This window comes from Rhodopirellula sp. JB055, from assembly GCF_043100905.1.
GTDB lineage: Bacteria > Planctomycetota > Planctomycetia > Pirellulales > Pirellulaceae > Rhodopirellula.
The window spans coordinates 1-10,974 of record NZ_JBICHO010000461.1; the positions used below are offsets into that span (position 1 = coordinate 1).

Sequence of the window (10,974 nt, forward strand, 5' to 3'; positions counted from 1 at the left end):
GCACGTGCTCAGTCAAAGTCAAATGGGAAGGTTGATCGCTGTGGACGAGGCGACGAGTCCTTGGACTTCACGTCAGTTCAGGACTCGTCGCCTCGTCCACTAACCTAAAAATAATTCGTGACAGACGGCTGGTTTATTGAACGCCTGCTACGCGTTCGATTCGCTACCGCGGGCCAGAGTTTCAATTTCGCTCATCAGCTTCTCTAGCTTTGGTGCTGCTGTCTCGTGGGCTTGCCTAGAGGTTCCGATGTCGTCCAGTCTTGCGGCGTCAATCATCGGTTGCAGCTCATCGACGGGTGAGCCGCTTTCAAAGGTGCTCAATAAACCCTTGAGCGCGTGGCCCGTCCGGGCTGCCTCGCTGCAATTGCCGTCTGCCAACGCATCGCGAACTTGCCTCAACATCGGTGGTCCGTCTTCGGCGGCAATGTTGGCCAGCATCACGAGCATGTCTTCATCTCCTGCCACACGCTGAAGTGCGGCAGCAAAACGTTCTTTTTGGGCTTCAATCATGGGAGGGATAGAGGGGAGAGTCTGGCCCGACGCAGTCGCCGAACACAGCGATGGAAAGAAGAACGGTAGAAACCGGTTTGGATGCCGGTCAAGCAGCACGCTCGACAGGCACGAAATAAGACGCGGATATCCATGGGGGCGACCCGCATGGAAAAGAGCTAGAATCAGGCTTCCACTCCGACGTCGCTCTTCAAGACGATTTTGTACGAATTGATTCGGTCACGAAGCTTGCCACGTGTGATCCCCAAGATCTCAGCGGCTTGGCTCTGATTACCGTCCGTCGCTTGCAGGACTTGCAAGATCACGAATCGCTCCATGTACTCCATCGCTTCACCGTAAACGTTCGTTGACTTTTCCTGCAAAAGTCGCTCCACCAGTTCAGGCAATTGACTGCCTGGAGCATCCTCGCGAACTCCTTCAGACGACTTGCTACTCGACTGACCGCCGCTTGGTTTGGGCCCGGCGATTGCGTCGGGCAAGGTGTCAGGCGTGATCACGGGCATCACGGTGTCCAAGACACAGCGACGAATGACAGCGCGCAATTGGCGGACGTTGCCGGGCCAATCGTACGCCGTCAACAAATCAACGGCTTCCGGCGACAAACCTTCTAAGTCGGGTTTGTTGAATTCAATCTTGGCTTGGGCAAGGAAGAATCGAATCAAGGCGGGGACGTCACTCAAACGATCCCGCAGCGGCGGAAGTTCAATTGTGACGCCGTTGAGTCGATACAGCAAATCTTCGCGGTAATCGCCGTCTTCGACCATTTGTTCGAGCGGCCGGTTCGTCGCCGCGATGATGCGAACATTGGTCGTCAGTTCTTTGTTGCCACCAACACGTTCGAAGCGTTGTTCTTGCAAAACGCGAAGCACCTTGGCCTGGACCGTCGGCGCCATGTCGCCGATCTCATCCAGAAACAGCGTCCCACCGTTGCACTGTTCGAACTTGCCAATTCGTCGGGACTCGGCACCGGTGAAGGCGCCTTTTTCGTGCCCGAACAGTTCACTCTCGAGCAAGTTGTCTGGTAGAGCGGCGCAGTTTACCGCGAGAAAAGTCTCCTGGCTGCGATGACTGTACTGGAACAACGCACGAGCGACTAATTCCTTTCCCGTTCCGCTTTCCCCGCGAACCAGGATCGGAACGTCTTGCTTCGCAACTTTGCCGACTGCTTTGAAAACGTCCAGCATGACTGGCGAGCGACCGATGAAGAGCTCCGCTGATTGGTCCCCGCCCTGGTCGTCTGCGGAAATCGCAACCGGAACGCTGCTGATCTGACGTTGCTCGATGGCCTTTTCGACCAGATCACGCAGCGATTCGACATTCAACGGTTTTGCGATGTAATCAAACGCCCCCAGTTGCATCGCTTCGATCGCGGTGTTGCTGGCCGCCTCGACGGTCATGAAGATCACCGGGATTCGACGGTCGTGTTCGCGAATTTCGCAATAAACGGCCAATCCGTTCTGGTCGGGAAGCTGGATGTCCAGCAGCACTGCGTCGAAATCACCTTGGCGAAGTCGGTCCAGCCCATCGGCGGCATTGGCAGCCACAGAGACGTCGGCAATCGGAGCCAACGCTTTTTCAGCGAGGGCCAAGATGGTTCGATCGTCGTCGATGACGAGAAGGTTGGGCATCGATTTTGACCACTTTGAGCGAGGTGCGGATTGGGCCCCCGCCTCAGCTTGTGGGGAGTGAAGTGCGGTGCCTGCTGCCATAGGATTGGACTCGTGAAAATAAGATTATCGTTCAGGGAATCGTTTGTCGATCAGATTGGTTGATTGCCGAGCAATTTTCGGGCCAACAATCAGGCAAGGATCGCATTGGGGACGGTTTCTGCGACCACGTTGGCCACCACGTCGCTCAATTCCCCGCCTCGTCTTTGCCGATCGGCACCCGTTCCGTTTTGGATCACTTCGTCGGCAAAGGCCTCGACCGGACGAGCCTCCCCGGTCGCTTCCAGTGCGGGACGAATGGCGGTCATCAGTCGATCGAGCAGTTCGCTGGCGCCTAGCATTTCCCGGGTCACCGGATCAACGAGTTGGTCGTTCATCCCGTACCGTGCCGAATGCCAGATCGCGTAAGACAGGACTGACGGCCGAATCGGGGCGATTGGTATCGACTGTTCTTCTTCTGAAACCGCCAGCATCACAATGGCCCGTATCAGCCCCACGTAACCCACCGTTTCTTCGACGCGGGTCATCACGTCAGCCGCACGAAACTCAATCGTGGGCACGCGAGTGGGGAGACGGATGTCCCAGTACAAAAAGCTTTCATCCTTGATCGCTCCGCATGCAACCAGGTCGTCAACGCACCCTTGGTAGTCCGCCAACGATTCGAAGTGCGACGGTGGCCCTGCCATGGGCCACTGTGCCCATAGCTCTCGACGGTAACTGGCGTATCCTGTGTCGACTCCGTCCCAAAACGGTGAATTGGCCGTGATCGCCTGTAGAATCGGGAGCCACCGTCGACAACGGTTCATGACTTGAACGCCAAGTTCACGATCATCCATCGCGACGTGAACGTGACAGCCAAAGATCAATAAATCGCGTGCGATCTGCTGGTATCGATCCGTCATCGCTTGATACCGATCTTTCGGCGTCATCGCTTCGTCGCTGGGGATTGGCAGCGGGTTGGTTCCCGCTGAGGCGAGTTCTGTTTCGTTGGCACGAGCCGCATCCACCAACATGCGTCGCGTTCGTGTCAGTGCCTCCCGCACGTCCTCGAGCGAACTGCACACGTCGGATGCCATTTCGATCTGATTGAGGTGGAGCTCATGCTGAATCTCCGAAGGAGCCTCTTCTGCGCCGCCGTGGCGACGAATCGTCCGCATGACTTCTTTACAGTTAGGAATCAGCACGCCGCTGCGAGGGTCAACGAGCTGATACTCTTCTTCAACGCCGACGGTGGGAATGACAAATGACACGATGAGTTCTCCGATGGAACAAGGATCCGCCGAAGTCGCAGAGGATCCGGCACAGGGACTAAGGGACAGAAAGAGATGCCAGATCGCTCACGCAACAGTGCCGCGTGGCCCGTCGGGAATCGCCGCAAGAGCCAGGACGCTCGCACCGATCGGCAGGGCGGATTCGTCAATATCGAACTTGGGCGTGTGCAGCGGTTCGCTGCCAAGATCAATGCCCGCGACACCCAGCCGGAACATCGCGGCGGGCACTTGCTGTGCCATGAAAGAAAAGTCTTCCGCGCCCATGCTGGGCTGAGCGATGTCGCGAACGTTCGCGTCCCCGAGGACGTCCACCGCCGCTTGGCGAAGCCGGCGAGTCACGGCGGCCTCATTGATGACCGGTGGCGTGTGTTGCCCGTACTGCAAATCGACTTTGCAAGAATGAATCGAAGCGATCGACCGTGAAATTTCCGCCATCATCTCCTTGGCCTGCTCGGCACTGTCGGATGAGAGCGTTCGAAGCGTGCCGCTGAGCGATGCAGAAGACGGCACCACGTTCGGGGCATTTCCGGTGTGAAGGCTGCCGACATTGATCACGACCGCATCGCGTGCATCAATGGCCCGGGGGACTCGGCGATAGATGTCGGTCACCCACTGGGCCGCGGCTCCGACCAAATCTCCGGTCAGGTGCGGCCGGGCACCGTGGCCGCCTTGGCCGGTCAGCTCGACGGTGAACAGGTCGCATCCGGCGGTGAAGGCTCCTTCGCGAATCCCGATCGTGCCAACCGGGCGAGTCGGGTCGACGTGCAGTGCGATCGCAGAATGGACTCCTTGAAGAGCACCCGAGCGGATCATGTGCAGACCACCGCGGCTCGTTTCCTCCGCGGGTTGAAAGATGATGCGACTGTTGACTGCGATGCCGTCACGCGCGAGTTCAGTCAAGACCGCTGCGGCACCGTACGCCATGGCAGCGTGTGCGTCGTGCCCGCAGGCATGCATGACTTGGTCGGTGCCACTGGCGTAGTCATGCTGGACCATCGTCTGAATCGGCAAAGCGTCGATGTCCGCACGGATGGCCGTCCGTCCCAGTTCGCAAGCATCGCCAATGTCGACGAACAGGCCCCGGTTGTCTTCTGCCATCGTTGGCTTGAGTCCGAGGTCCGTGATGATCTCCGCCAGAAACTCAGTCGTCCGGTATTCGTAGCCAGAGAGTTCAGGGTAACGGTGAATGTACCTGCGAACCTCTCGTGTCTTGATCGCGTGCTTTTGCGAGAGCGAAGTCACGCGATCCTGCAGATCTTCGGCGGTCTTCATGATGTCGACCGCATCGACCGGTATGCCGACGAAGAAGCACGGCGGGATGCGATTCGTGCAGCGCCGACAATGGCGCCCGATACCGCCCCCCACAACAACGCTTCCCGCCAAGCCACATCATGTGACGTCGGATTCTTGGGTGGATCTCGCTTCAGCGCCGTCCGCCAACCGAGCTCGATACCCTGGCGGACCAGGAAGGTGCATCCAAGTGCGGCGGCAAAAGCGATGGCATTCTCGGTTTGCCCAATCCCAGTGTTCCGACCGTCTGAGTCAGATTCGAAAAGGTCCGCGGCGCGATCCTTCAGATCTTCGAGTTGTTCTTGCATTGCTGTGTTTCCATGAATGAGAAGAGCAACCAACGGGGGTTGCTCGAACGAATGTTTGTGACACCCGGTCGTGAGAACCTGGGCGGTCAAAGAGACGAGTCGCTTCGGATTTCTACGACCGCAGCTTCCAGCCGACCACGACGCCCAATCCGAATGCCCAGCAGGCTGCGACATCGGGGTGGTCTTTCGCGTAGGCCTTGGCCAATCCGAATAGATCTTGTGCGGGTTCTTTGACGTATTGCTGCGCGGCGTCTTTGCCGAACTCCACGGCTCCGTTGGCGACTCGGTCCGCAGTGTCGCGGGCTTGGTCAGACAGACCGTTTGGGTTCGAGTTGCTGGACGACGTGCCGGGAGTGCTTTGGTGAGTAGTTGCTTCGTTCATGACGTTTACCTTTCAGTAAGGGGAGAGACTCGGTCGGGGGTGTAGTGGCGAGACGGTTCGAGACCGCTTCGAAATGATTCGCGACGCATTTGGTTGCGAGCGGAGGTTGAGGGCGAAATCATGGTCGCCTTCAGCCAACGAACGTTTTCGGACAATTCGGACTTCGTTTCAGCCATCGCGCCGGTTGCGGCTTGGACCGCCTTGGCCGCGATCCAAGCGAGGACGCCGACAATCACGAACGTTGTGATTGCGAGTGTCAGCAACGCGCCGCCGGTCGACAGATCGGTCAGTTCATCGAGCAAGAACCCGAATCCAATCAGCAACACCGTCAGAGCGGATCCCGCTAGCGCAACCGCGATCGTAGAGAAGATCGCTGCCGCGGTAAGCTTTCGTTTGGCTGCTTGAGCATCAACCGACAGCAGTTGCCATTGCAACTCGCATAGATCGAGGACGTCACGCAGGACTTTTTGGATGCTGGCGTTGTTTGGCATGTCGATCACGATGGTCGGCGTTTAACGATCCAACCAAGAGCCACACCGAACACGCCGGCTGCAACAAGAGATGCAGTCGGGTATTTGGCGACGGATTGGTTGATAAATTGCAATTTGCTGGATGTCTTTTCTTCCGACTCCGTCCTTCGAGCCTCGATGAGAAGCTCGTCGAATTCGACGCGTCGGGGTGGTCGGGAATGTGCGGGAGCAATCATGTGGACGATCGGTTGGTCAGGATTCGGTTGATTTGATGAGCCGCCACAGTGCTGGCCTGGCGAATCGCGAGCGTCATCACGGTCCCGGCGATTCCCGCCATCAGTCCCTTTTTGGCTGGCTCCGGCGCGACACCGCTGTTTCGCGGAGCTTCGCGAATAACGATGCGTTCCGGAGCTCGTTTGCTAGGGACGATGAGGAAGCCGATTGCCGCGACACCCGCCAAGATCGGCAGTGGATGCCGCGACATGTGATACTTCCAATCCGTCAGTTGACGCACACGAACGCGAGCGTCGTCGACTTCGTAAGGAAGTTCCGTTCGGATTTCAGCCATGCGTTGCTTGATCGCAGCGGACTGTTTCTCAGTTGCGTATGTGGTCGCCATGATCACTTCTTGTTGCCAAAGAAAAGCAATGCCCCCGCGGCAATCCCAAGGCCGAAGGCGATCGCCAACGATTCGCTCGGACGACTTCGAACGGTATCAGCGAGCTTGGCTCCGTATTCGCCCGATTGCGAAGCGAGCCGCTGGTAGTTCTGTCGAGCGTAGGCGGCGGCGTCAGCAGCGGCGGCTTGGGCTGCGTCGCTGTATTGCTGAACGGTCTCGGACGCTTGGTCGCTGAAGTTGCGACTAAAAATGCCATCGAGGAACTTCTCGATTTCGTTTTGGGTAGCACCCGTCTTTTGCTGAACGACACCAACCAATTGCTCGGCCGAGCCGCGTGCCTGCTGCAGGTCGTCTTCGGTCAATTGCCCCCAGTGTTCTTTCAGGCGGCCTTTAACTTCGTTCCAGTGACCTTGTAGTTCTTGGCGATTAACCATGAGTGAGACTCCGTTTGCGTGTTGGTTGAGTTGTTTCTGGGTTTCGTCTGCGATCTCGTTTGAGATGGCGTTGAAGAGCAAACGCATTTTGCGGGCCAAAACAAAATGAGCCCTCGGAAAGCGTCGTTCCCATTTCCGTTTCGCGTGTCCAGGCATTGTTCGAAACGCTTCTTGGAAGAAATCGTCGTCAACCGAAACGGATCTTCGGCCGCAGAAGAGCAAGGCGGTTGGCGGTGCTTTCGCGAGCAGCTTGGTCGGTTCTCGTTCAGCCCGAGCTTTGTGATGTGCTACACGGTGAATGCGTTTGCGTTGGAATTGTGTTCATCCATGTGGTCACGGCACGTCTCTTGCGACTGTTCGATTGAAACGAACCAATCGCTCCGAACACTCAACAAGGATCCACCCATGACACGTTTCATCCTGCACGCCGTTTTGCCATGTCTCGTTCTGACCTTCGTCGTTCCCGTTCATGCCGATGAACACACCCAGCCGTTGCTCAAGCGATTGGCCGGAGTGTGGGAAGTCGAAGAAGGTGTGAACCAAGGGGAGGAAATTCCCGAAGACGAGCTCGAAGGGACAGTCATGAAGATCGAAAAGAACATGATCCTCACCTACGACCGAGAACAACGAGAAATTTACCGAGCGTTCTTCACGCTTGATGAAAGCAAGAAACCGGCGCACATCAACATGACAACCGAGATGAAGGGGATGCCTCCGATGAAGTCGTTCGGAATCATTCGAATGACAGAGAGCGATGAGTTTGACCTTTGCTACGCCTTGCCGGGCGAGGAACGTCCGACCGAGTTCAAGTCTCCCAAAGGCAGCAAGGTGATGCTGTTTGAAGCCGAACGGGAAGATTGATTCCGTCACCCATCACTTGGTCACACCTCACATCGCTCGCAAATCAATCAAAAGGAAAAACCATGAGCTACCAATGTCTCGTCGCCGAGTACGCGACCCGCGAAAAATTGGCCACTGCAGTCGAAGCGCTTCAAAAGGACGGCTATGAAGCAAACGACTTCAGCGTCATCACCCAATCCGACCATCCTCACGAGGTGGCGTCCTCTGACTCCCGCAACATGGCTAACTCACCGCCAGCCGAAAAGACAACCGCCGCGGCGACGTTGACCGGCGGTGCCGTTGGTGCGTTGCTGGCAGCACCCACCATGATTGGACCGTTCCTCGTGGCGGGGCCCATCGCAGGGATGGCGGCCGGTGCCGTCGGCGGAGGCCTGTTGTCGTCGATTCAGTCTTGGGGATTGAATGACAAGGCGAGTGCCAACTACGAATCGAATCTGCGCGGTGGATCGTCGTTGATTGTGATCGAAGGCGATCAAGCGAAGCTGAACACAGCGGCCCAAACACTGAAGACGTGCGACCCGACTTCGGTTGAACGTTACGAAGCCTGATCGAGGCAATCGCTCAGTTGAACGATCGCGATTGATGCATCACGCGAGGCTGATTTCGCACATGGCGGATCAGCCTTTTTTCGTGTCCGCGTGTAGGCCACTGATGACCGTCCGATCACAGGACGGCGTCGAAGAATGCGATGGCGGATGCTTCGTGCCATCGTCGGCGATTTTGGTCGAGGAATCCGGTATGGCCCCCCGATTCGCACAGCAGCGGGTAAAGAGCCTCGTTCTTTTCCCACTCAATCCCTTCGAATACGTCCGGAACAACGACAGGATCGTCTTTGGCATGCAGAAGCAACGTGGGTGTCCGGATTGATTGCATGGAATCGACGGCGGAATTCTCCGCGTAGTAATCTTTTGCACCCTCGTATCCGAATCGCGGGGCGGTGAATTGATCGTCCAGTTCCCAAACGGACGAGACGGAATTCAGTGTGGAACGCTCGTCATCGGAGAGTTCCGCAGAGCTTCGGAGCAATTCATCGCGTTGCTTGCTCAGCAGATATCGGTCGAACGCCTGGTTCGATCCTGTTCGTAAATTCTTTGATGTGACCTCCATGTCAAGCGGGGCGGAGACGCTGACCGCCGCATCGAAGTTTGAATCAGTGCCGGATTCCGCCAAGTACTTCAGCAACAAATTCGCACCCAACGAGAATGCCACGCACACGAGGCCGTTTCGCGTCCACTCTGGTCGTTCTGCTCTTAGATATTCGGTGAGGTGACAGACGTCTGCGGTTAGTCCAGGATGATGAAAGCGGGCGCATTTCGAAGCTGATTGTCCCGCGCCACGATGATTCCAAAGCAACACGTCATACCCGTTTGTGTTGAGCCGCTGGCCAAGCGAACGCATGTACCGACTCAGCGCATGTCCGCCCATTCCATGAAAGATGGTGACCAATGGATTCTTGGATCGTTTTTCGGTAGCAGGAAAGTAGTAGCCACTCAGTTCATCGGGCGGGGTGTGATCATCGTGAATTGAGACTCCAATCGCGTCAGGCCGCGTGTCCAATGAAAGCTTCGGGTTCAACCATTTCACCGAAATCGTTTGCAGCCAACCGCCATGGCAGAGCGGATGGGGTTGGAAAGGCTCGATAGCTTTGATGCGATCCACTGCAGCAGTCGCACGTTTGTCACGGTTCGTTGAATCGTCGTCCATCGCGTCGCTTTCGAAGAATAAAGGTTGTTGAGGTCCCGCATCGGCTCGCATGATGATGCCCGATCGGTCCTGCCAACCTGCTTGAAGAAGGATGCCAAACAGGACGCGAATTTCAGGCCAATGCGATTTGGAACGGTGTTTGCGTAAATCCCCTCATCACAATCACTCAACACGCACTCCACGATGGGGAACCACGATGACACCTACCACTTCCACTCGATACGCGGCCGTCGCGATCGCAGTCACAGCACTGACCGTGATGCTTCCGATCGCGGTCGCCAACGCAGACGACGGGCTATTTGATAACGAGGGGGCGTCCACCGTTGCAGGCGATGTTCTTGAATCACGAGGCGATCTGGCCGAAGGCTTGGGGCGGGGGGCTGTCCTGCGTTCGCTTTCTGCGGAACGATTTCAGCAAGCGATTGCCAAGCAGCTTGAAAACAGAAAAGAATCCGTTGAACTCTATTACGATCTCAAAAAACTTCGCGAAGAAGAGTTGCAGAAAGATCGCTTGTCGGCATCTGACCGAATCAAGATTGCGAACAAACAGAAGCCTGAACGCTTGAACGAGAATCAAATCAAACGGGAAACCGGCGAGATCTACTGGCCCGAGCCGCTGGACAGCCCCGTGCTGGAACCGTACCGACGTCCGATCGAAGAGACGCTTGCGAAACGCTACCAACCCGATGCGGAATACCAGGAATTCGATTTCATCAAAGTTCACCGGATGGTGAAACGGATGGAAGAAGCGATCGATTCAATCAAAGACGAGCTGGATCTCCGCGAAGTGGTCGCCCTAAAAGACTATTTGGTGCAAATCGAGTACGAGGCTCGTTTCGACAGCAAGAACAATCGCGTCGACTTCTGATCACCGGAACGAAGTCCGTGTCTTTGAAGGCGAGATGCCCAAGCTCAACGCAGAGCGATGTGGCATCCGTCTCTTTCGGTGCTCGTCCTAAGGAACCACGCGGCGTGGTCCGATGCTTCTTTTGCCAACCAGTTTCCTTCCTCGCTCCCGATATGCCTTCATGTTCGCTTCGAATCTCCTTTGCCGCAGCTTGTTGTTCGGTCTCGCGCTGACGATCTGCATTGGCTCTCGGCAAACGGATGCCCAAGAGGAGGCTCCCACGGCGGACGAAATCGCCGCAGAAGTGACAGGCGATACACAGGAAGGCGAAAAAGGTTCAGTGCAGGTTGCTGACGAAGTTCAAGTCGATCCGATCAACAGCGATCAACGAATCGAGACTCGCTTGCAAGAGATCATGGAGGCCACGGGGTGGTTCACCAATCCCAGTGTGACCGTTGATCGAGGCGTCGCCTTTTTGAGCGGAACCTCGGATACCAAGAGCCACCGTGATTGGGCGGAGTCAACCGCGATCAAAACCTCGGACGTGGTCGCGGTGGTCAATCGCCTGAAGGTTGCCGAATTGCCACTTTGGAATTTCGCTCCCGCTATGG

14 protein-coding genes are annotated in these 10,974 nt (G+C 56.6%); 4 read left to right on the top strand and 10 right to left on the bottom strand.

What is annotated here, in order from left to right:
* Window positions 1-147: 147 nt before the first annotated feature.
* From ACF8AM_RS18095 to ACF8AM_RS18135, 9 genes are all read right to left on the bottom strand, one after another.
* Entirely contained in the window at window positions 148-510 is a 363-nt protein-coding gene (locus ACF8AM_RS18095) for a hypothetical protein (protein ID WP_392556992.1), read from the bottom strand.
* Window positions 511-674: 164 nt separating this feature from the next.
* Entirely contained in the window at window positions 675-2,138 is a 1,464-nt protein-coding gene (locus ACF8AM_RS18100) for a sigma-54-dependent transcriptional regulator (protein ID WP_392556993.1), read from the bottom strand.
* A 170-nt stretch (window positions 2,139-2,308) separates the two neighbouring features.
* The gene (locus ACF8AM_RS18105) at window positions 2,309-3,427 is read right to left on the bottom strand and encodes a glutamate--cysteine ligase (protein ID WP_392556994.1); all 1,119 of its coding nucleotides are present in this window, start codon (window positions 3,425-3,427) and stop codon (window positions 2,309-2,311) included.
* Window positions 3,428-3,514: 87 nt separating this feature from the next.
* Window positions 3,515-4,720: an amidohydrolase gene (locus ACF8AM_RS18110; protein WP_392556995.1), complete on the bottom strand. Its 1,206-nt coding sequence runs from the start codon at window positions 4,718-4,720 to the stop codon at window positions 3,515-3,517.
* The gene (locus ACF8AM_RS18115; protein ID WP_392556996.1) at window positions 4,717-5,046 is read right to left on the bottom strand and encodes a DUF4235 domain-containing protein; all 330 of its coding nucleotides are present in this window, start codon (window positions 5,044-5,046) and stop codon (window positions 4,717-4,719) included. Before ACF8AM_RS18115 ends, ACF8AM_RS18110 begins: the two co-directional genes overlap by 4 nt.
* 112 nt (window positions 5,047-5,158) lie before the next feature.
* The gene (locus ACF8AM_RS18120) at window positions 5,159-5,428 is read right to left on the bottom strand and encodes a hypothetical protein (protein WP_392556997.1); all 270 of its coding nucleotides are present in this window, start codon (window positions 5,426-5,428) and stop codon (window positions 5,159-5,161) included.
* Window positions 5,429-5,433: 5 nt separating this feature from the next.
* Complete coding sequence (locus tag ACF8AM_RS18125) at window positions 5,434-5,919, bottom strand: phage holin family protein (RefSeq protein ID WP_392556998.1); 486 nt, start codon at window positions 5,917-5,919, stop codon at window positions 5,434-5,436.
* A gap of 211 nt (window positions 5,920-6,130) precedes the next feature.
* Complete coding sequence (locus ACF8AM_RS18130) at window positions 6,131-6,517, bottom strand: hypothetical protein (protein WP_392556999.1); 387 nt, start codon at window positions 6,515-6,517, stop codon at window positions 6,131-6,133.
* Window positions 6,518-6,519: 2 nt separating this feature from the next.
* On the bottom strand, window positions 6,520-6,951 hold the full coding sequence (locus ACF8AM_RS18135) for a CsbD family protein (RefSeq protein WP_392557000.1): 432 nt from the start codon (window positions 6,949-6,951) through the stop codon (window positions 6,520-6,522).
* Between the two features lie 405 nt (window positions 6,952-7,356).
* On the opposite strand from ACF8AM_RS18135, the gene ACF8AM_RS18140 reads away from it, so the two are divergent.
* Window positions 7,357-7,812 carry a TIGR03067 domain-containing protein gene (locus ACF8AM_RS18140; protein WP_392557001.1) on the top strand — a complete coding sequence of 152 codons (456 nt, stop codon included), beginning with the start codon at window positions 7,357-7,359 and terminating at the stop codon, window positions 7,810-7,812.
* 62 nt (window positions 7,813-7,874) lie between these two features.
* Entirely contained in the window at window positions 7,875-8,360 is a 486-nt protein-coding gene (locus ACF8AM_RS18145; RefSeq protein ID WP_392557002.1) for a DUF1269 domain-containing protein, read from the top strand.
* Between the two features lie 115 nt (window positions 8,361-8,475).
* Here ACF8AM_RS18145 and ACF8AM_RS18150 read toward each other — a convergent pair whose 3' ends face one another.
* Window positions 8,476-9,567 (bottom strand): YheT family hydrolase, encoded by a 1,092-nt coding sequence (locus tag ACF8AM_RS18150; protein WP_392557003.1) that lies wholly within the window; start codon window positions 9,565-9,567, stop codon window positions 8,476-8,478.
* A 145-nt stretch (window positions 9,568-9,712) separates the two neighbouring features.
* Here ACF8AM_RS18150 and ACF8AM_RS18155 point away from each other — a divergent pair, with 145 nt between their 5' ends.
* Both ACF8AM_RS18155 and ACF8AM_RS18160 read left to right on the top strand, forming a co-directional pair.
* A complete protein-coding gene (locus ACF8AM_RS18155; protein WP_392557004.1) occupies window positions 9,713-10,384 on the top strand; it encodes a hypothetical protein in 672 nt (223 codons plus the stop codon).
* A gap of 160 nt (window positions 10,385-10,544) precedes the next feature.
* On the top strand, window positions 10,545-10,974 hold a 430-nt coding region (locus ACF8AM_RS18160; RefSeq protein ID WP_392557005.1), incomplete at its 3' end, for a BON domain-containing protein.

What these genes read in the sequence shown, in the direction of transcription:
- ACF8AM_RS18100 (WP_392556993.1), bottom strand. Translation starts at nt 2,138, where the DNA reads ATGCCCAACCTTCTCGTCATCGACGACGATCGAACCATCTTGGCCCTC.
- ACF8AM_RS18095 (WP_392556992.1), bottom strand. Translation starts at nt 510, where the DNA reads ATGATTGAAGCCCAAAAAGAACGTTTTGCTGCCGCACTTCAGCGTGTG.
- ACF8AM_RS18140 (WP_392557001.1), top strand. Translation starts at nt 7,357, where the DNA reads ATGACACGTTTCATCCTGCACGCCGTTTTGCCATGTCTCGTTCTGACC.
- ACF8AM_RS18150 (WP_392557003.1), bottom strand. Translation starts at nt 9,567, where the DNA reads ATGCGAGCCGATGCGGGACCTCAACAACCTTTATTCTTCGAAAGCGAC.
- ACF8AM_RS18130 (WP_392556999.1), bottom strand. Translation starts at nt 6,517, where the DNA reads ATGGCGACCACATACGCAACTGAGAAACAGTCCGCTGCGATCAAGCAA.
- ACF8AM_RS18110 (WP_392556995.1), bottom strand. Translation starts at nt 4,720, where the DNA reads ATGAAGACCGCCGAAGATCTGCAGGATCGCGTGACTTCGCTCTCGCAA.
- ACF8AM_RS18125 (WP_392556998.1), bottom strand. Translation starts at nt 5,919, where the DNA reads ATGCCAAACAACGCCAGCATCCAAAAAGTCCTGCGTGACGTCCTCGAT.
- ACF8AM_RS18120 (WP_392556997.1), bottom strand. Translation starts at nt 5,428, where the DNA reads ATGAACGAAGCAACTACTCACCAAAGCACTCCCGGCACGTCGTCCAGC.
- ACF8AM_RS18135 (WP_392557000.1), bottom strand. Translation starts at nt 6,951, where the DNA reads ATGGTTAATCGCCAAGAACTACAAGGTCACTGGAACGAAGTTAAAGGC.
- ACF8AM_RS18115 (WP_392556996.1), bottom strand. Translation starts at nt 5,046, where the DNA reads ATGCAAGAACAACTCGAAGATCTGAAGGATCGCGCCGCGGACCTTTTC.
- ACF8AM_RS18145 (WP_392557002.1), top strand. Translation starts at nt 7,875, where the DNA reads ATGAGCTACCAATGTCTCGTCGCCGAGTACGCGACCCGCGAAAAATTG.
- ACF8AM_RS18155 (WP_392557004.1), top strand. Translation starts at nt 9,713, where the DNA reads ATGACACCTACCACTTCCACTCGATACGCGGCCGTCGCGATCGCAGTC.